This is a genomic window from Methanococcoides burtonii DSM 6242 (assembly GCF_000013725.1).
Classification (GTDB): Archaea; Halobacteriota; Methanosarcinia; order Methanosarcinales; family Methanosarcinaceae; genus Methanococcoides; species Methanococcoides burtonii.
In genome coordinates, this window is the sequence record NC_007955.1 from 2340093 (window position 1) to 2359753 (window position 19661).

18 protein-coding genes and 1 pseudogene are annotated in these 19661 nt (G+C 38.9%); 3 read left to right on the plus strand and 16 right to left on the minus strand.

The genetic code is table 11. The features are described 5' to 3' along the window. Window positions 1-37: 37 nt before the first annotated feature. The 12 genes from MBUR_RS11490 to MBUR_RS11545 all read right to left on the minus strand — a co-directional run bounded on the left by MBUR_RS11490 (window position 38) and on the right by MBUR_RS11545 (window position 13021). On the minus strand, window positions 38-1705 hold the full coding sequence (locus MBUR_RS11490) for a hypothetical protein (RefSeq protein WP_198003750.1): 1668 nt from the start codon (window positions 1703-1705) through the stop codon (window positions 38-40). Window positions 1706-2069: 364 nt separating this feature from the next. Beyond that, the gene (locus MBUR_RS11495; RefSeq protein ID WP_011500226.1) at window positions 2070-4373 is read right to left on the minus strand and encodes a hypothetical protein; all 2304 of its coding nucleotides are present in this window, start codon (window positions 4371-4373) and stop codon (window positions 2070-2072) included. Between the two features lie 272 nt (window positions 4374-4645). Further along, the gene (locus tag MBUR_RS11500; RefSeq protein ID WP_011500227.1) at window positions 4646-5707 is read right to left on the minus strand and encodes a CgeB family protein; all 1062 of its coding nucleotides are present in this window, start codon (window positions 5705-5707) and stop codon (window positions 4646-4648) included. Between the two features lies 1 nt (window position 5708). Then, window positions 5709-6533 carry a glycosyltransferase family 2 protein gene (locus MBUR_RS11505; RefSeq protein WP_011500228.1) on the minus strand — a complete coding sequence of 275 codons (825 nt, stop codon included), beginning with the start codon at window positions 6531-6533 and terminating at the stop codon, window positions 5709-5711. Window positions 6534-6539: 6 nt separating this feature from the next. Beyond that, complete coding sequence (locus MBUR_RS11510) at window positions 6540-7247, minus strand: sugar phosphate nucleotidyltransferase (RefSeq protein WP_011500229.1); 708 nt, start codon at window positions 7245-7247, stop codon at window positions 6540-6542. Continuing rightward, window positions 7244-8053 (minus strand): dTDP-4-dehydrorhamnose reductase, encoded by an 810-nt coding sequence (gene rfbD / locus MBUR_RS11515; RefSeq protein WP_048063401.1) that lies wholly within the window; start codon window positions 8051-8053, stop codon window positions 7244-7246. Before rfbD ends, MBUR_RS11510 begins: the two co-directional genes overlap by 4 nt. Further along, window positions 8026-8982, minus strand: a complete 957-nt coding sequence (gene rfbB, locus MBUR_RS11520; protein ID WP_011500231.1) for a dTDP-glucose 4,6-dehydratase — start codon at window positions 8980-8982, stop codon at window positions 8026-8028. The genes rfbD and rfbB overlap by 28 nt, the downstream gene beginning before the upstream one ends. A gap of 39 nt (window positions 8983-9021) precedes the next feature. Continuing rightward, on the minus strand, window positions 9022-9573 hold the full coding sequence (gene rfbC / locus MBUR_RS11525; RefSeq protein ID WP_011500232.1) for a dTDP-4-dehydrorhamnose 3,5-epimerase: 552 nt from the start codon (window positions 9571-9573) through the stop codon (window positions 9022-9024). 248 nt (window positions 9574-9821) lie between these two features. After that, entirely contained in the window at window positions 9822-10763 is a 942-nt protein-coding gene (locus MBUR_RS11530) for a UDP-glucuronic acid decarboxylase family protein (protein ID WP_011500233.1), read from the minus strand. 98 nt (window positions 10764-10861) lie between these two features. After that, on the minus strand, window positions 10862-11149 hold the full coding sequence (locus MBUR_RS11535) for a hypothetical protein (protein ID WP_011500234.1): 288 nt from the start codon (window positions 11147-11149) through the stop codon (window positions 10862-10864). Window positions 11150-11162: 13 nt separating this feature from the next. Next, window positions 11163-12284, minus strand: coding sequence for a sugar phosphate nucleotidyltransferase (locus MBUR_RS11540; protein ID WP_083754980.1), 1122 nt, complete (start codon window positions 12282-12284; stop codon window positions 11163-11165). Then, window positions 12218-13021 (minus strand): glycosyltransferase, encoded by an 804-nt coding sequence (locus MBUR_RS11545; protein ID WP_011500236.1) that lies wholly within the window; start codon window positions 13019-13021, stop codon window positions 12218-12220. Before MBUR_RS11545 ends, MBUR_RS11540 begins: the two co-directional genes overlap by 67 nt. Before the next feature lie 504 nt (window positions 13022-13525). Between MBUR_RS11545 and MBUR_RS11550 the strand changes: the two genes are divergently transcribed. After that, the gene (locus MBUR_RS11550; protein WP_011500237.1) at window positions 13526-14224 is read left to right on the plus strand and encodes a hypothetical protein; all 699 of its coding nucleotides are present in this window, start codon (window positions 13526-13528) and stop codon (window positions 14222-14224) included. A gap of 11 nt (window positions 14225-14235) precedes the next feature. On the opposite strand, the gene MBUR_RS11555 is transcribed toward MBUR_RS11550, so the two are convergent. From MBUR_RS11555 to MBUR_RS11570, 4 genes are all read right to left on the minus strand, one after another. After that, the gene (locus MBUR_RS11555) at window positions 14236-14502 is read right to left on the minus strand and encodes a DUF3303 domain-containing protein (RefSeq protein WP_011500238.1); all 267 of its coding nucleotides are present in this window, start codon (window positions 14500-14502) and stop codon (window positions 14236-14238) included. A gap of 162 nt (window positions 14503-14664) precedes the next feature. Then, window positions 14665-14931: a DUF3303 domain-containing protein gene (locus tag MBUR_RS11560; RefSeq protein WP_011500239.1), complete on the minus strand. Its 267-nt coding sequence runs from the start codon at window positions 14929-14931 to the stop codon at window positions 14665-14667. 302 nt (window positions 14932-15233) lie between these two features. Then, the gene (locus tag MBUR_RS11565; protein ID WP_011500240.1) at window positions 15234-16271 is read right to left on the minus strand and encodes a YbgA family protein; all 1038 of its coding nucleotides are present in this window, start codon (window positions 16269-16271) and stop codon (window positions 15234-15236) included. A 419-nt stretch (window positions 16272-16690) separates the two neighbouring features. Continuing rightward, on the minus strand, window positions 16691-18184 hold the full coding sequence (locus tag MBUR_RS11570; RefSeq protein WP_011500241.1) for a replication factor C large subunit: 1494 nt from the start codon (window positions 18182-18184) through the stop codon (window positions 16691-16693). A 118-nt stretch (window positions 18185-18302) separates the two neighbouring features. On the opposite strand from MBUR_RS11570, the gene mtxX reads away from it, so the two are divergent. Both mtxX and MBUR_RS13600 read left to right on the plus strand, forming a co-directional pair. Then, entirely contained in the window at window positions 18303-19130 is an 828-nt protein-coding gene (gene mtxX, locus MBUR_RS11575) for a methanogenesis marker protein Mmp4/MtxX (RefSeq protein ID WP_048063675.1), read from the plus strand. A 56-nt stretch (window positions 19131-19186) separates the two neighbouring features. Then, window positions 19187-19651: pseudogene (locus MBUR_RS13600) on the plus strand (tetrahydromethanopterin S-methyltransferase subunit A); the annotation flags it as partial. Between the last annotated feature and the right edge of the window lie 10 nt (window positions 19652-19661).

Sequence of the window (19661 nt, forward strand, 5' to 3'; positions counted from 1 at the left end):
GATCCATTATAATTTCGTATGCGGGTCAGAATATATCTCATCTTCTCCTATACAGGTTCAGTGCACTATAATACCCGACCAGTGTCCCGACAACGATGTAAAAACTCCACTCCGGCACTTGCATGACAATATACCCCGCACTAAGGAACACCAGTAGCATCCCTGCAAAGTCGTGCAGATGTGAATCCATCATAAACACTTTACCCACAGCCGAATCACTCCTCCTGACCACAGCCATACCGATGCCAGTGCCAGTCAGGACGATCCCCGCAGCAGCCATGTCAGATTCCCCTCTGATAAACGCAGCTGCAAGCACTGCAAGCCCGCAGGCGATCGCCAGTATATCAAGTGGAAGCGACCGCGTCATCCTTTGCATGTGGTTCCTCACAGACACTGCCGCAAACATACCTATCAGAAGCATCATGAGCTTTGGATACAGTTCACCGGTAAGGATGGTAGGCGGCATTTCATCTCCAGTCGGAGCATAAGTAAAATCCTCTCCCACGATCTCGAATAGATCGCTGTCCTGCATTCCCCCGGTGTCCACACTAACAACATACTGGCCATCCCCACGGTAGAACTCATTGTACCCCAAAGCGATGTTAAATGTAGAGCCAGTGACAGGCACATCCTTGGAATATATCTCCTTCTTCCCGTTATCAACAACTCTGTAGACCCTGATCGCTGCCGTCGTATCCCAATCCACCAGTTCAGCAGAGAATGGAGAACCTATGCTGACAGTACCACGTATCCCGTTATCTTCCTGCAGGTCTGCTGAGAGTGTCGTAACCGTCGGGTTGATTACCCGCACCTGATAGTCCACCGACTTCTCAATGGTAGAATACTCGGTCCTGATCGTCACAGTGACCTTCTGACTGCCCTGTTTTTGAGGTGCCTTCAGCACGACCTTGATCTCTTCCGAATCCCCTGATAAAAGATCAAGTTCCTGATAAATGGTCTTGCTATCCCCGTCTGTGGATATTGTGATCTCAGGCTTGGCAGTATACCTGCCCCCGTCCAGGTTTTTCACCGAGAATTGGATCTCCATATCCTCTTCCTGGTAATAGCTCGGCTCGATCGATATCTCATCCACACCAATGTTAAGGTCATCAGTACTGGCTGAGATGATATCCTCAAGCCAGACTGCGCTGTTATCCTCTGCATCGAATACTTGTGTTACTTTGAAGTTCACAGCCTCATCCCCATTCTCAAAGTTGAGAGATACTGTATCACCTTCCGATGCTACATTTGAGTCCAGGGTTTTGCCGAACTTGCTCAAACTGAACATGACGTTTTCATTTGTGATGTCATCTAGGTGGAGTGTGTAAATCGAGCCGATGCGGGTGGTTGGGTTGGTGGAGGTGAGGTTGAGTTCGTTGATGTAGCCAGAGGCGTTCTCCATGAGGATGGGGCGGAGATAGAAGTTGTCGAAATAGCCTGTGCATGAGTATACATAAAAGCCGACTTTCCCTGCCGGATTTTCGTCTTTGAATTCAAATGTCAGAGCAAGTTCGTCATCGAAGTAGACGTATATGTTTTTGTTGAGGCGGACCACTTTTAGGTGGTGCATGACGTTGGAATCGAACTCTACCGAAGTGTTGCTAGAGGTATTAATGTTGTAGGTCCGAGCATTCGCAAAGGAAGGACCTTTTGATTCATAATCAAGTCCATCATAATTATCTTTGCCTCGATCATCGTCCCTCAAAAAAATTCTTACATAATTATCAGAATCTTCGTAGTAAACATAAAAACCAATCTGTGAATATTTATTTATTAGTGTATCATTTGCAGTAACATCGATTTCACTGATGTATTGTGTATCATCCCATTCATTATAAATTAAACCAGGGTTTCCGCCTGTACTGGTAGCTATACCATTCTCAATCTGCCAAGAATCTAAAGTAATTGCAGTCCAACTGGATAAATCGAGATTGAAAATATCTGAATGAATATCTTCTTGGGCTGATGTTAAGCCAACAAATATACATAAGAATAAAATCGATAGAATCATGTATTTACGTATCATAATATATCCCTTTATATATAACTTCAATTTCTGGCATAATCTTTCAACTTTTTTCAATTATTTTGCGGTTGGAAGTATTTTTTATTTTGATCATTGTCTTCCAATCCCATAGTAAATAACTAATACATAATGTCAAGATAAGTGTTGAGATAAGAAGCCCGATATAGAAATAGGACTGAGGCTTGAAATATAGTACCATTTCTACTTCAATACTTCCATCCTGATTTTCTTTGTAGAATTCTTTTGGATAATTTTCTTTAATGTACTCTGGATCAATAGTCCAACCATTGGCATATTCGCTTACTATTTCATGCGTATCATCAAAAATAGGTTTTTTCCATAAATATGTCAATTCGTTGAGTTCGAATATTTTATTTGTGGGTTCACATTCGATCGTTTTAGTATTTTCGTAGTATGTTAGTGGTTTACACCAGGAATCATTTGGATTCGATTCAAGGTAGAGCTTCCATTGGGAATTATGAGATTGATGAAATTCGATGTTTGTCTTTTCCGTTATATTGTGTATATTAATTCTATATTTGATAGGATTAATTTTCTGAAAATCGACAGCATTGTTATCAGATAAAATCAATGGTATCAAATAATTTTCATCTAATTCATATAATGTGAAATAATCATTTTCAACCAATTTTATTAGAATGTGATTTGATTCCAATTCTTTTATTGTTTCGTCTACAACTTTAGAATTATCGACCCATTGTCGATTAATATCTTTATGCAATATAATATATTGCGTACTATATTTCTGCAATATGCTAATAAACTCATCGTTGTTTACTATATTTGCTTTGTTGTATTCCCAAAATGTCAATTTTGTTTCCAATGAGGGGTGATCATACGTATTAGCCGAAATATATAATTTATTATAGAGTAGATGTAAAACATCGTGGCCAACAAAATGCCATTTTGGATAATTAGCCCAATTTAATGAAGTAACTACACTATATGGTAAAGAAATAATTGATAGCTGACGATTGTCAGCATTAATTATTCCTTTGATACCATAATATTCTGATGGAATTTGAATGGTATCTTTATACCCATCTTGATTTTCGTGAGATAAATATGTAGGGATACCCCCGATATAAAACGGAATAGGTATAATTAAAATGAGAATTAAAATAGTCGTTATCATTTTTTTAGAAAACTTGCTATAGCACAATAATAAACTCAATAAAATTAAATAAAAAAATGGATAAAATACAAATAATTTATCTGGAGAGCGAAATAATGTAAATCCAGGCAATGTATATATAAATATGTTAATTATATCAAAAGGAGATGTTCCACGCATTAATAATAACAAAAGTACTACAAGAATTATCAAATAATGTAGCCAATTTTTGTCTTGCTTACTTTCTTGACACAATATTGCAATAATTAGAAATATTATATAGCCAAGTGAAATTGCGGGAAATATATCCGAGCTAGAATATAAATTATTCAATGGATATTTATCGTTATACATTGCGAATGAAAATATGCCGTATACATGATTTGAAGTCCAAGCGAATATAGTTGACATATCCCCCAATACTTTTCCGCTGGTGATCATTGAAATATATTCAAATTGTGAAGCAAAGAATGGCAAAATGAAATATATAGATAATAACAATTGTAAAATTAAAATAAAGAATATTCGCTTCATTGTTTTTAATGTGAATGGGATTTTTTTTGTTGCAAAAAACGCAATTGAAACTAACACTTGAATAAATAATAAAGCTGCTAGATAAGCTATATTATTGAAACCCATAGTTGAAATTAAAAATAGTATTGTAAAATAAGCAATGTTTTTTCTGGAATAATTGCTTACTAAATGTTCAAATAAAGCAATCAATATTGGTATAAATATATAAATAATATAGTGATGCGTAAACCCCCATGAATAAGTGAAAATCGTGAAGGTGAAAATGTTTATAGCATAAATAGCTGAACTCAATATTCTAATGTGATTTGTAATATTTATATCAATTATTCTTGCAGCAAAATAAAAACTATAAAATGAACCAATGAAAAAGATAAACATTATTGTATTAGCAATATTTGCATAAGATAATCCTAAATTGTATAAAATAGATTGAAGTGCATAAAATGGGAATGCTACAATTAGGGGATTATATTGCCCTTGTCCTAGTTGATTGAACCATGTAAATAAATACCGATCAAGATTATCATTAATATCAATTAGTTGGTAAAAATCACCGCTTGCGATGAAGGTTCCATCTGGAATCTTATTGATTACAAAAGATAATAATAAAAACAGTATAACTATACCTGTATGTAACATTAAGTCATGTGCCATTTTCTTGCTGTAATTTATTGACATAGATCATATCCTATTCAAATTATTGGAAAACCAAATTTTTAATTCATGCACTTTTCTCTATATCGGACGTTCCTGCGAAAGCATATCGAGTTACAGCTAAAAATCCAATGCAACATAACCTATTCAATTAGTTATCAGGATCAATTTATTGCATAATTTATTGTTGCACTAATCGAATCAGGTATAGAATATTTAAGCAGTTCTAAAAATATTCGGTTCTATAATCGAGTTAATTTTTTTGAATTCCACAACATGCATGTAATATTTTTGTATCAATCATGTTTTTTCACACTATCATAAATTTCAAGCATCTGTTCTACCCTGTTATGATAAGTGTGCTCTTTTAAAACTTTGTCTCTACCAGCTTCTATAATTGCTAACCTTTTATCCGGATTGTTCATGTAATAATCAATTTTTTCAAGCCAATCCTCTCGGTTTTTGGCAATGATAATTTCTTTTCCATCTTCAAAATATTTACGAATACAAGCTACATCATCCGTAATCTCAAAACCGCCACAAAGAGGGATTTTAAATGTTCGTTCATTGCAATCTCCGCCATATTTCTTTTGATATTCCTCATGAACATTAATACATATTTTTGAAGATGAGTATATCTTAGCTTCATCTCCAAGTTGTAATTTTGGCTTTTGAATTGTTTTTAAGTATTTGATATTATAATATTGTCCAAATTTTTGAACCCAACCCATTAATCTATCCCGTAATGTCCAATCTTGACCATATAATTTTAGATCATATTTGTGTTTTAATGGGAATACACAATCTTTAAAAAACATTCTTTTGCTTGGCAAATAAGTACCTATGTAAGAAATATCAGCAATAAAATCTTTACTATATTCGTTTTTTAAGGTCATTTTATCTGCAGCAAGTGGTATTGTGAAATATTTGTAGCCGGTTTCGCTTTCAAACCCTTCCATTCGTTCGTCGAATTGTTCGACCACATGGAAAAAAACATCGCCAAGTAATCCGTCTTTTATTAACTGAACTGTTTTAGTATCGTCTTTCAAACTCTTTGATTCGTTAATTCTTAAACTTGATAAGGGTGAATTCCAAAAGTCAATTTTCGTGAACAATACCATTCCTTTATTTCTATATTTCTTTAAAACATTTAAATTTATATATTTTTGGTAGTAAAAATGGCTTGAGGTGATGAAAATATCAATATGATTTCGATCTAAAAAATTGTCTAGATTGTCTCCATAGGAAAAGGTAACAAAATTATGCCCTAAATCTTCAAAAGCAGCCTTGTATCCATAATAAATTGTTCTTTGAGCATAAATAGTATCCATTGAAGGCATATGATAAGCAATATTCATATTATTCATCCCTTATAAAATTAAATACCCATATCTTTATGTTGTATGGTACAAATTTTGTTGTTCGAATCGATAAATTATAGACTTTATCAAATAAAGTCATTGAATAACCATAGCCATGTGAGTACTTTTTTCGTATTTTTAAAGTCATAGCTTCCATTTTCTTGGTTGTTGAAATAGTCGCTGACTTTTTGTGTACCCTGTATTTAAGTAAAATCTCTTGTATGTTTGCAAATTTGTATTTTGTACCAATCCTAAACCATAGATCTAAGTCCTCAGCCGGAGGGTATTTTGGATCATAGTATCCAAGAGTCTCAAAAACCTCTTTCCGCATCATGCAGACAGGTTGTGCAACAGGACAATACAAAAAAAGTCTTTTGCGTAAGTTTGCATCATCTTCATAGTATTTTCGCACTCCAATAATCTTACTTGTATCACTATCAAACAATTCTATGAAACCGCCTACAACTCCACAATCCTTGTGTTCTTCTAAATAGTTGTATTGCTTCTCAAGCCTTGTTAATATTGAAATATCGTCTGCATCAGATACTGCAATATACTTTCCTTTTGAATATTTGGTACCTTTTGTTCTTGTTTCAGCAATTCCTAAATTGATTTCGTTTCTCAGAACAACAATCCTTTTATCTTTCTTCGAATATTCTTCGATTATTTCATGGCTATTATCGGTAGAAGCATCATCAACAATAATAAATTCAAAATCGGTATATGTTTGATCTAAAATACTTTCAATTGAGTCTTTAAGATATGCTTCAGCATTGTAGGCCGGCATCACCACCGATATTTTAACGCTTTCTTTTTCTGACATAATTTTTTATCCTTTCTGCACCATCAATCCTGCCCGGAGCAGACTATCGAATGTACCGGCATCAGTCCATTGACCCTCAATTTCTGAATATTTCATCAGTCCTTGTCGAATATATTCGTTGTTCACATCCGTGATCTCCAGTTCACCCCGTCCCGATGGTTTTAACGTTTGTATGATCTCAAACACACTGCTGTCATACACATATAGTCCTGTCACAGCATAATCAGACTTTGGCACTTCAGGCTTCTCTTCGATACTAAGCACCTGTCTGCTGCTTTCATCTATCTCTGCAACACCAAACCTTGCAGCATCAGGAACTTGTTTCAGAAATATTTGTGCACCTGTCTTGAAAGACTGTACTGCATCACGGATAATGTCCTGGAATATGTTGTCTCCAAGGATTACGGTTATGTCATCATCGTCTGCAAAATCCCTTGTCAGATTCAGGGCCTGGGCGATTCCACCTGCTTCGTCCTGTATCTCGTAGGTGAATCTCGCCCCGAAATCGGAGCCGGAACCAAGAAGTTCCAGGAAATGGCCTGCGTGGCCACGGCCAGAGACTATCATGATGTCATTTATTCCTGCATCCAAAAGGGTTTGCAGAGGATAGTAGATCATGGGTTTGTCGTAGACTGGAAGCAGGTGCTTGTTCGTGACTTTGGTCAGAGGGTACAGCCTGCTGCCTGTACCGCCTGCGAGGATTATTCCTTTCATGATTGATTCTCCTTCAGGTATTCGTTAAGTGCATTCTTCCAGTGTCTCATGGGAGTTGTTTTTGTGTTCGTGAGGACGGAGTAGGTCGGACGTTTTGCTTTTGTGGGAAACTCTTCACTGGAGCATGGAACTGTGTTATTGATGATCTCGGATGCGAATTCGTACCAGGTGCATGGGCCTTCATTAGTTATGTGGTAGATGCCAGGATTAAGGTTGATGATCTCGGCGGTCTTGCGGGCTATATCCGCTGTGTGGGTGGGTTTGCCGAACTGGTCGTTGACGACTTTTACGTTTTCCATCTCTTTTGAGAGCCTTAACATCGTATCTACGAAGTTCTTTCCGTTTTTCCCAAAAAGCCAGGAGGTGCGTATGATCCTGTAGTTGTCCGTGTTTTTGATGATCTCCTGCTCACCCATCAGTTTGGACTGGCCGTAGACATTGATGGGTTTGGTGATATTAGATTCCACGTATTCTTTTTTTGAGCCATCAAAGACATAATCGGTACTAAAATGGACCAGAATTGCACCGATATCGGAACATGCCTGTGCGATATAGCCGGGTGCGTGTCCGTTGACCTTGAAAGCAATATCCTGCTCGTCTTCGCATCCGTCTACGTTTGTGTAAGCGGCAGCGTTGATCACAACATAGGGTTTTATTTCCTCAATTTTCTTGAGGACCTGTTGCTTGTTGGTGATGTCCAGGTCGTGGTGTGTGAATTTTACAGCATCGGGGAATGCTCTGGACAGGTCTGAACCCAGCATTCCACTTGCACCGATTATCACTGTTTTAATGGTTCCCACCACCATCTGTTTTCAACGTACCATTTTACGGTGCTGGAAAGGGCTGACTCAAAGTCATATTCCGGCTTCCAGCCCATCTTCTTTAGTTTGGTGCAGTCAAGGGAATAGCGGAAATCGTGACCTTTCCTATCTTCCACATACCTGATCATGGATTCATCCTTTCCGAGATCTTTTAGGACTCGGTGAGTAATGTCAAGATTTGTCAGTTCGTTTCCCCCGCCTATATTGTAAACCTCGCCGGAGTTTCCGTTTTGGAGTACAAAATCAATGCCTGAGCAATGGTCATCGACATGGATCCAGTCCCTTATGTTCAGGCCGGTTCCGTAAACAGGCACTTTCTCACTTTCCATAAGATTAGTTATGAAAAGAGGAATGAGTTTTTCGGGGTACTGGTATGGGCCGAAGTTGTTAGTACATCTTGTGATACTCACTGGTAAGCCGTATGTTGTGTGATATGACATTGCAAGAAGGTCTGATCCTGCTTTGCTTGATGAGTATGGACTGGATGGTTCAAGATTGTCCTCTTCTTTGAACGAACCAGTTTCTGTGCTCCCATATACCTCATCGGTTGAAACATGGATGAATTTCTTGATGTCGGATCGTAATGCACAATTTAGCAATGTATTTGTTCCAAGAACGTTCGTCCTGACAAAAACATCTCCATCCTCGATTGAACGATCTACGTGACTCTCGGCAGCAAAATGGATCACTATATCTACATTTTCCATTGCCTTTTCCACAACATGTGGGTCACAGATATCCCCTTTTATGAATGAATAATTTGGATTGTCCCGTATGTCCTTCAGATTCTCAGGGTTTCCTGCGTAGGTCAATTTGTCAAGATTTGTGATATCGCAATCTGGATATCTTTGTAGCATCATGCGGACAAAATTACTACCTATGAATCCGCAACCTCCTGTGACAAGTAATTTCAATATATCTAACTCCTTGATTTTCTGTTAACGTGTATTTATTCAAAACGAAATTTTAGTATTTTCAAATGTGGGCAATTCTTTGTCTTTGTCAGCTACTATGGCATCTTCCTTTTTGACCTTCCAGTCGATGTTGAGTGTGGGATCATCATACATAATGCCGCCTTCTGATTCTGGATTATAATAATCGTCACATTTGTAAGCAAATATAGCAGTTTCACTCAACACAGAGAAACCGTGTGCAAACCCCTTTGGAATTAAAAATTGTTTTTTATTATCCTCTGAGAGTTCAACACCAACCCACTCACCAAACGTACAAGACTCTTTTCGAAGGTCTACGACCACATCATAAACGGTTCCTTGAATCACACGGACGAGTTTGGTCTGGCTGTAGGGTTCTAACTGGTAGTGAAGACCTCGTATCACTCCATAGGATGATCTGGACTCATTATCCTGAACGAAATTGTACTTTTTTCCAACCAATTCATCGAGTACTCTCGCATTGTAGCTTTCAAAAAAGTATCCTCTTTCATCACCGAAAACCTTTGGTTTAAGGATATATAGGTCTTCTATCTTTGTATCTATAAATTCCATAGTTTAACCCAATATTTCAGAATTTCATTGGAAATATAACTTAATACTGCAAGGATGGAAGATGCAAGTATATGCCATTTGGGCATCATGCTGGAATCTCCTCTCTATCAGAAAATATATTCATTCAAAGATAGCTTCCGCTTCAACAAGCAATCCATGTTTTTTCCATGGTGCTTGCAAATACAAAGTTGTATATCACAGTCCATAACAGGACATATCAAATATACAACTCAAAGCTTCTCCTGGAATTAGTCTGATCTGTTCACCGCTCTGAAATACTCAACCGTCTTCTCAAGTCCATCTTGCAGATCGACCTTTGGCTCCCAGCCAAGTAGTTTCTTTGCTTTTGTGATATCTGGCCTTCTTACCTTTGGGTCGTCCTGGGGAAGGTCACAGTATATGATATTTGAACTGCTTCCGGTCAACTCTATCACGGTTTCTGCAAATTCCAGTACAGATATCTCATTTGGATTGCCAATGTTCACCGGGTCGCAATAATCGGACATCATAAGTCGATATATTCCTTCGACCTCATCTGACACGTAGCAGAACGATCTCGTCTGGGATCCGTCACCATACACGGTTATGTCCTCTCCTTTAAGGGCCTGGTTGACAAAATTGGGGACGACCCGACCATCATTTCCACGCATCCTGGGACCATAGGTATTGAAGATACGGACAATGCGGGTATCGATGTTATGGTAGCGGTGGTATGCCATGGTAATCGCTTCTGCATACCGTTTAGCCTCATCGTACACGCCCCTGGGGCCTATGGTGTTCACGTTGCCCCAGTATTCTTCTGGCTGTGGGTTCACAAGTGGATCGCCGTAGACCTCTGATGTGGAGGCGAGGAGAATGCGTGCCCCTTTTTCCTTGGCAAGGCCAAGCATGTTGTAGGTACCAAGAGCACCCACTTTCAGGGTCTGTATGGGGAATTCGAGATAATCCACGGGGCTTGCAGGGCTGGCCATGTGGAAGATGTAATCTATATCTTCGTCAAGGAAGAGAGGTTTTGATATGTCATGGTTGATGAATGTGAAATTATCCTTGTCCGCCATGTGGTGTGCCATGTTATCCATATTGCCGGTGACAAGGTTGTCCACGCATACGACCTCGTGTCCTTTTGAGAGTAGCAGGTCGCACATATGCGAAGGCATAAACCCTGCTCCTCCAGTGACTAACGTTCTCATTCAATCCCACCTACTGTATTTTGCATCGGGGTTATGCCGATGACAAACTTTTGACATAATTGTATAAATGATAGCATGATCATCAGTTCCATCTAGTTTCATTTGTTTGATGTTCTCAATGTGATCGTGGATTTGCCCCCGTGGGCATTATTCTTCTCGAACATTTCTTTTATCAGGGCGATCAGTTTCCCTGTTTTAAGGTGTGTAGTTTGAGGACTGTGATTGATCAGACCGCAATCTTTGCAAGCATGATGTTTCTTGATCGATTCAACTACAGGTAGGTATTCGTTTTGAGTATGATCCCATTCATGGTGACAATTATCAATTTCCATATTGATCACATGTTTTTTATGGTTGGAGAAATCTGTAAGGTTTACGGTCACCATTTTTGCACTACCGTTATAATTCGATGGACGATGAATCCCCAACATTCAACGAATTATGTTTGCTATTCACATTTACATCATCGCCTATGATAGATGACCGCAAATTCACACCCTTTATGGCAGAACCTGAGCCAATAATGCTGTTCGCTACGATCGAACCATCTATATTGGAATTTTCAGCGATAGATACATGCGGTCCTACTACGGAATTTGTAATGATGACACCATTACCGATGGAAACAGGTTCAATGATGACAGATTCCTTTGTGTTAAGGTTACCATTAAATTCTTTCACCATACATGGATCAATGGCTCGTACTTCTGATAGGTCCAAACATTGGTTTTTCTCGTGGGATTCATCCAGTAAGACCCTATTGGTCTCTAAAAGGGATGTCGAATGACCGCAATCATACCAGCTGGATACATAGAAATGTTTCAATCGATGGCCGCTACTAACCATACCTTGCAATGCATCCGTCAGCTGGATCTCATTTCCGGTATGTTCATCTACCATCTTCTCAAGTATGTCAAATAATACAGAAGGTTCCTTTAGGAAATATACGCCTGCAATCCCCAGGTTCGACATGGGGTATTTGGGTTTTTCCACCATTTTGGATATGCATTCCCCATCCAGTTCCACGATTCCGTATTTTTCAGGTGCATCGACTTCCCATACACCGATTGAACCGGCGCAATTACCGTTGTTAAAATGCTTCTGGTAAAAATCAAGATACCCTGCCTTAAATATCATATCTCCCAGGGTTATCATGATGGGGGAATCGCCCACCGCATCCTTTGCTACATAAATAGAGTGTCCCAACCCAAGCTGATGGTTCTGCTCTACATAAGTGATCTTGAATATGTCTGAATAATTCCTATCCACATATGAGATGATCTGCTCTTTTCTGTAGCCCACCACCAGAATGATCTCCTCAGGTTTCAGGTCGATCATCCGGTCCAGAATATGCCCTATCACAGGTTTCCCTGCAATATATACCATCGGTTTGGGTTTTGTAAAAGTATGAGGGTAAAGGCGTTTTCCGGTCCCTGCAACAGGTATTATAACTTTCAGATTATACCCTCCTGCTCTGGAATTATGTTTTGTCCTGCAATACCTTTCTCTTCTATATGGCATTGTCCAGCAATTTCGTCACTATCGTAATATCTCAAAATATTCAACCTATAGTAGATCGCAGCTGTATCGACTGCAATATTTAATATGTCCTTCAATCTCATTCGGTCCCCTGCTGGGTCGAAATCAATTTGTACGGGACATTCCTCGATCTTGTAGCCGTGTTTGTGTGCGAGAACGATCTGTTCAACATCTGCTGCATATCGTTTAACCAGCAACTTTGGCATGATCGTGTTCACAACATCTTTACGATATAGTTTGACCCCGACCTGTGTATCAGAAACAGGCAGATTGAACAACAGTTTGATCAGTAAATTGTATGACCGACTTAAAAATCGTCTTTTTATGGGAAAACCTTTCACACAGCTATGGGGGTGTCGTTTCGATTGGATCACAAAATCGGCACCCGTTTCGGAAATCATTTTCAGCAATGGTTCGATCTGTTTTGGTGGGATGTCAAGATCAGCATCAAGAATGCTGATAAATCCTTTGGATGCAGCTTTGTAACCTTCTATGGTAGCGTTCCCCTTTCCTTGGTTTTCGGTGTAGGAGATTATCTTTATATTATCTGTCTTTTCAGCTGCCCTTTTTGCCTCTACTAATGTATGGTCAGTACTGCCATCGTTGACAAATATTATTTCAAAGCTATCACAAAAAGTCCTCAGTTCATCATTAATTTCTAATAAATTGTCGTGTATATGATGCCCTTCGTTGTATGCTGGAATTATGACTGAAAGCATGTGGCTTCACCCTCTCTTTTCTGGTCACTCTACATGAGTGTGAATTAATAATTGATATTATATTTATAAATTTTAATGCAAGTATTCAACCCACCACAATGATGATGGGGATGATGGTAATAATGGAGTGTTTATATTATTCTAGACTCTACTATCTATTATTATATAAGAATATTGCAATGTTAGTTTGGATGTTTATCCATTTCTATATTCAGTCCAGCTGTCTCAAATATCGCGTCGACATTCGCTCTAGTAGACCCTTCAAAATCTAAGATGAACATTTGACCTACTTTCCAAAGCAGAAAACAAAATACAAGAAAAGAATTATTGTATCAATGTTTTGTTAAACGAATCAAAGAATATCAAGATCACAACTTCTCAATAAATCTAAATAGTATCCATTTTAATGTAATTGTATGGACCAATGGGAAATTTGGTGGAACCAGAAGTAATTACAACCTTGTCTTAACTTTTCTGATATCCTTCGGCTACTTCTCCTGAAAATTGAAGGAAGATCAGCATCTAAAGTCACGAATTCATTTAGATATATATGCAGAACATTATTATTTCAGGTACTTGTGGGAATCTGTAGTATATGGGGTGATCATTACGATCAAAGAAGATTATAATCTATTCCTTACGATCATCAAGAAAATAAATTCATTATTCTATAGGCAAGTTCCTGAAATATCTCATGGGGATATAATTGAATGGGATGTATCTGCTATTCAATTAAAGCAAGGGGAGGAGCTAATGATCTCAGGTAAAACTAAACCTGATAAAAGTATAAAATTGGATGTTAATTTCGAGGTTTCAATTCCTGTTAAAGATAATAAGTATGAGCACAGGTTCGATGACGTAGCAATAAATTCAATACCAAATGAATTCCATGTCGAGGCATATGAAGTCAAGAACATGACCTTCACGGTCCGAATGCTGATACCTTTCAAGCAGCGCAGAGAAGCTGAAAATGGACGGGCAGTATACATTGACAAAGATGTTCCTTCAGGAAACTATGATATAATCATAAATGGAGAAACTGAAAGTGCAGAAAATGTTCTATTGAAGATCAAAGCTTCACAAACAATCGTTTCAGACAGTGAAGGCAATTTTGCTTACGGATATCCAACAAAAGCATTCCCTGTTGGACCCATTAACTTATTCTTAGGAACGGAAGAAAAAGAAATAAAAATAATCCCCTGAAAATAGGGGATTCAGTTCCTTTTGCTCATTAATGACATGAAATCGGTTGATCCCATTACAGGGACCGTTTCAATGTAGCACACATCTGACCATGGGAGGTTGAATGTTGCCAAAGCCTCTGCATCATCGCACTCATATAGGATAAAATATCTGCCTCCTGTAAGATCGACCCATTGGTTGTGGACCTTTATTCCTGCAGGCATTTTTATTTCTTTAAAGTGTTCAAGTATGAGATCGCGACTTTCTGGTTCCCAAGTACTGATTTCCATATATAACATATTAATTACCCCACTTTTAATTTAACAATTATACCATAAAAAATTAGATCCAAGGGGATCTCATGGTATCACTAGTGTTCTAATGATGTTTCTTATCCATTACTGGTTTCAATATCTTCCTGGATCACATTTTGCATTATTTACTTTTGACCATCTCGGATCTCAGCTTTTTCTGCTCATTAGTGATATGAACTCGGTTGATTTCATTACAGGGACAGTTTCAATGTAGCACACATCCGACCATGGAAGGTTGAATGTTGCCATAGCCTCTGCATCATCGCACTCATATAGGATAAAATATCGAGATCCTGTGAGATCGATCCATTGATCGTGGACCTTTACTCCTGCAGGCATCTTCAGCTCTTTAAAGTGTTCAAGTATCAGATCACGTTTCTCTGGTTCCCAAGTACTGATTTCCATGTATAACATTTTCATTTCCCCTATTTGATTTATCGATTATTTACTTTTAAGCCATCTCTGGTATCAAAAATAATTGATCTTCCATGGACAGTTTATACAGATCTCCTAATTACTAAAAGCACAGCTAATCGTCCTTTTAGCATTTTCATCTGTATCCCCCGACCACCAAATAAATTATGCATGTTAAGTTCAATCTCTATCTCATATATAGCTTACTATCTATTCTAACAAAACTATATTTAGCTTTAAAATTCACTCAATAAGAAGCTTCTAATGTAGGGTCATGAGCTAATATGACCAAGACAATTCCTTTAGTTTAAATGTACTTTGGATCGCTCGGATGCAATCGGGAAATTAGCCCAGAAATCCCGATCCCTTTCAGTTTCTGATTCACTTCTCAATTCTTCCGGATATGGGAAGAACAATCTGGAATATTCTTTTTTCGAGTCACTAAAACGCATAACATAAAACTTAAGGATCTCAAGTAATGCATCGTATGTCAATCGATTATCAGTATATTTTTTTATGATCTGAGCCAGATATTTCTCTTCAACAATGTTCAAGGAAGAGACTATATTTAAGAATGTTTCATTTGCAACATCTATAAATTCATTTGACTTCGGTTCTCTGGAAAAAATATGTGGCATTATTCTTTCGTATTCTTTCAAGATCGCATCGAATTTTAAAGAATTCTTATTTTCAACCAGCTCATCCAATTTTAAAGAGATATCATGATTGTAGAGACGGAAAAGATAGTGATTATACTGATGGAATTGTTCCAAATTTTCAATTGAACCTGATTCTTTTACTTTCCTAAGATCTGCAAAAGCAAAAAGTTTTGTAAGGAAATGGTGCCTTATAATATTGTTCTTCAGCCGATCATCTTCTTCCATCGGGTAGTCAATGTAGTCACGAAGTATCTTCTCTGCAAAAAAACCATTACCACGATCGACCACTAATCCTTTCACTTTATCGGAGTAGATCTTGATATCCCGCATCCCAATGGTGGGGGATCCGGATTTAAATATGAAACCATCAACCGGGGGAAGTTCTTTTAGGAATGTGTTGGTGAAGTTATCCATCTTTTCTGTTAGGTCATTCTGTGTTATTGGTTGAATTAATCTTTTTTTCCCATCTACAAGTACTATCCTCATAGAATCACGTGGAACCCCAAGTCCAATTTCCACTTCTGGACACACTTTAATAAAATCTGCAAATTGCATCATATCACGAACTGTCTGGCAATGTATGACACTTCCATCATAGCGCACATTTTCAAACTCCAGACATTTACTTACCACAATGCGAGGCTTTGTGTAAGGATACTCAGGAATCTCATAATCCACCATCTCTCCCTCCAATTAGCTTATAAATAAAATGAAAACACCAATTAATATTTGTAATACAAACATAAAAGGTAGTGGCTCGATAACTACGTGCTGTTCATTTCGAAATACGTCATATGATCCACCGACATTATGACTGGAAAGTATTCCATTCTTGTAATTATGCTATGGACGAACATCAAAATTATAATTTACAGAAGTCTTTTTGCAATACATAATATTTATAATTGGTGTAAAATACTAATTATATATTGCTTTTTTTATATTTTTAATTCGTTATTATATAAGGCACGTTATTAAATGACCTATCTGAGTAAAATCCAATCTAAAAAGGACGAAATGAAAAGAAAAAGGCTAGAAATAGTTGACAAAAGGCTTTGTCAAATTTCTCACCCGACGATCTCATGATCCTGGCATATCTTTCAGAAATCGAACAATGTCTTTTGCGGTTTAGCCTTTGATGCACTCTTTTTAACAGGAGGTACATTCTCGGTCTCTTTCTTTTCGACCTTGTCCTCTTGAGGTGTACTGTTAATTATCTGTGTCAGATCCATCTGTTTCTTGTCAGGGGTCTGTTTTTTAGGCTTCTTCTCAAAGAATGCCTTGCCTTCATCGCGTCCAAGGCTCCGTCGCTTTGCCTGTGCGAGGTCATGTATCCTCTGTATGTCCTTTGTGACCTTTTTTTTGCCCGTGAGATAGACCATCTCATCAATGCTCAGTTCAAGATCGAAAGTGACATCTGCTGCATATTCGTTTTCTTCCAGCATCCTGCCGTAAAGGTGTGCAAGGTCTGTGCGTGAATATCGCATGGATTTATTGGCATGGTCCGCGATCTTTGAAGCGATATTATCTCTCATGTCACGTTTTGCCCTTAGCTGTCCCATCTTTCGCCAGAACGATGGTGGCTGGTACTTTGTGAACCCGCGACCAACGTGGGTCTTTGAAACAACGGTTCCGCATGTCATAAGCGCACCTGCATATCTCCAGAGGCGGTAGCTCTGTCGTTTTCTTACGCGTCCGAGGTATCTGTCCGCTTTGGCCAGATATTCATACCCTGTGATGAGGTCTTCCTGTGTGCCTTCTTCAGTTCCATATTGTAAAGGCAGGTTCTCATCTATCCAGTGGATAAGGTTCTCAGGGGTCTCATCAAGACCATAGGTAGCTTCCAGTGCTTTCTTTGGGTCTGTGCTCTTGAATATCTTTCCAAGTACTTTGAAGATAGACTCTTTTGTATCCCTTTCGGAAGTAGCGATATCCTCTATATGTATCTCATCTCTTCCTGTTGCCACAGCCTGAAGGTCTTTAATGGCACTTCGCAGGTCCCCTCCGGCGCTCTCTGCCAGCTTTTCAAGAACTCCTACACCGCACATTATCTTCTCTTCGACACAGATCCTCTTCATTGCCGGTATCATGGAACGTCCCTGTACCGAATTGAACTTGAGCTCAATGCAGAGTGAACGCACGGAAGGTGTAAGTCCATATAGGTCGTTGGCAATAAGCACGATTGGTTGATCTGTATTCTTTATGATACCACCGATGGCCCGGGCTCCTCCTCTGTCGGCATTCCCGTGTATATTGTCGGCTTCATCAAGTATAATAAGTCTCTTTGCAGTGGTTCCGGTAAGGGAGCTCATCTTTGATGCAGATCCAGCGACCCTTTCAATAACACCTGCTGTTCTCTGGTCACTTGCGTTAAGTTCAATGGTCTCCCAGTCGAGGTCCCTGGCAAGTGCGTGTGCTGCGGAGGTTTTTCCAACTCCTGCAGGACCATGCAGTATGATCGCTCTTTTTTCAGGCGTTCCTGATAGCCATGACTGTGCCCATTCACGCATATCCACAACAGACTTTTTGTTGCCTACAATGTCCGTAAGGGACTGTGGTCGGTATTTTTCAACCCATTCGATAGATTCTGCCATCTGTGATCATACCTTAAATAAAAGGGAAAAGTAATTAATGTTTGCATTTCTTTGTTGATTCTACTTAATCATTTCCGGCAGGTGTATCGTGGCTCGGCAAAGCAGCACAGAAGGTCTTATGGATGTTGTCAGTAAAAGGGCTATTTTAAATATGGCAAAAGTTGCTATAGGTGTTAGGACCCCTTCTGCAAAGATGATATCTAGTATTGAGAATGCCCATAATTCTGGTTATGCTCATGTTATTCTCGTTGGGGACAAAAAAGAGATAGATTCTGTGGGAACTTCTCTTGAGATAATTAATACCCATGAACCCGAGATGGTGCTTGGTGATCTACTTGCTTCCGGTTCTGTAGATGCTGTAGTTAGAGGTACTGCTAATGCTTCCGGTACTCTTTCTCATCTTAAGGATGTCCTCGGTATTGAAAAGTTGTATCGCATGGCCTTTCTGATAAGTGCGGATGGTGTCCCGTTCTTCCTTGCTCCTGTTGGTATAGATGAGGGAAATGATATTTCGGACAAGATAACTCTTGCAAAGCTTGGTGTTGAACATATACGCAGGTTCGGTATCGAACCGGTGGTGGGTGTACTTTCCGGTGGTAGGATGGGGGACCTTGGCAGACACGAAAAGATCGATCGTACTCTTGCAGATGGGGATTTTCTTGCTTCCCGGCTCCGGGAAAATGGTATATGTGCAAAGCATTATACAATACTTATTGAAGATGCTATCAAGGAAGCGAATTTTATCTTTGCTCCGGATGGTATAACCGGCAACCTGATCTTCAGGACACTTGTTTTCCTCGGAGGGGGGGACGGCATTGGTGCGCCGGTATTGATGGATGATCATGTATTCGTGGACACTTCACGAGTTGGTGGCCATTATACGAAAGCTATAATGCTTGCCAGTGCTCTTGTGGACATCAGAAACGAAAGGAATGGATCGAATTAAGGGGTGTTTATATAGAAACTGTTGCCTGTGACTGGCCTGTTGTAAAAGGGGATTGTATATCCGGTAAAGAGGATTCCTGTATTGCTGTTATCACGCTTGCGAGTTCATTGGAACCGTATGAGAAAGCTGCTATGTGGGGTAGTTGCAAGACCGAGAACCTTGGTGCGGAAAAGATCATCATAAACACTATCTCAAATTCTAATATCAGGTATGTTCTGTTATGTGGTAATGAATCAAAAGGTCACCTTGCCGGACAAACGCTTATTGCACTTCATAAGAACGGCATTGATAATGATGGTCGCATAATTGGTTCGGATGGTGCTATTCCTTTTGTCGAGAACATCGGAAAGGATGCCATCGAACGTTTCCAGAAACAGGTTACCATAATTGATCACATAGGTCTTACTGACCTTGACGAAATTTACAATATTGTGGATGAATACAGCTCAAAAGGCAGTCCATACTCGGAAGGTCCTTTTGTTGTGGAAGTTGTGACGAAGAGGAAAACAGTTCCAACGAATATGGTGGGTG

What these genes read in the sequence shown, in the direction of transcription:
- MBUR_RS11495 (WP_011500226.1), bottom strand. Translation starts at nt 4,373, where the DNA reads ATGTCAATAAATTACAGCAAGAAAATGGCACATGACTTAATGTTACAT.
- MBUR_RS11500 (WP_011500227.1), bottom strand. Translation starts at nt 5,707, where the DNA reads ATGAATATTGCTTATCATATGCCTTCAATGGATACTATTTATGCTCAA.
- MBUR_RS11505 (WP_011500228.1), bottom strand. Translation starts at nt 6,533, where the DNA reads ATGTCAGAAAAAGAAAGCGTTAAAATATCGGTGGTGATGCCGGCCTAC.
- MBUR_RS11510 (WP_011500229.1), bottom strand. Translation starts at nt 7,247, where the DNA reads ATGAAAGGAATAATCCTCGCAGGCGGTACAGGCAGCAGGCTGTACCCT.
- rfbD (WP_048063401.1), bottom strand. Translation starts at nt 8,053, where the DNA reads ATGGTGGTGGGAACCATTAAAACAGTGATAATCGGTGCAAGTGGAATG.
- rfbC (WP_011500232.1), bottom strand. Translation starts at nt 9,573, where the DNA reads ATGGAATTTATAGATACAAAGATAGAAGACCTATATATCCTTAAACCA.
- MBUR_RS11530 (WP_011500233.1), bottom strand. Translation starts at nt 10,763, where the DNA reads ATGAGAACGTTAGTCACTGGAGGAGCAGGGTTTATGCCTTCGCATATG.
- MBUR_RS11535 (WP_011500234.1), bottom strand. Translation starts at nt 11,149, where the DNA reads ATGGTGACCGTAAACCTTACAGATTTCTCCAACCATAAAAAACATGTG.
- MBUR_RS11540 (WP_083754980.1), bottom strand. Translation starts at nt 12,284, where the DNA reads ATGCCATATAGAAGAGAAAGGTATTGCAGGACAAAACATAATTCCAGA.
- MBUR_RS11545 (WP_011500236.1), bottom strand. Translation starts at nt 13,021, where the DNA reads ATGCTTTCAGTCATAATTCCAGCATACAACGAAGGGCATCATATACAC.
- MBUR_RS11555 (WP_011500238.1), bottom strand. Translation starts at nt 14,502, where the DNA reads ATGTTATATATGGAAATCAGTACTTGGGAACCAGAAAGTCGCGATCTC.
- MBUR_RS11560 (WP_011500239.1), bottom strand. Translation starts at nt 14,931, where the DNA reads ATGTTATACATGGAAATCAGTACTTGGGAACCAGAGAAACGTGATCTG.
- MBUR_RS11565 (WP_011500240.1), bottom strand. Translation starts at nt 16,271, where the DNA reads ATGGTGGATTATGAGATTCCTGAGTATCCTTACACAAAGCCTCGCATT.
- MBUR_RS11570 (WP_011500241.1), bottom strand. Translation starts at nt 18,184, where the DNA reads ATGGCAGAATCTATCGAATGGGTTGAAAAATACCGACCACAGTCCCTT.
- mtxX (WP_048063675.1), top strand. Translation starts at nt 18,303, where the DNA reads ATGGATGTTGTCAGTAAAAGGGCTATTTTAAATATGGCAAAAGTTGCT.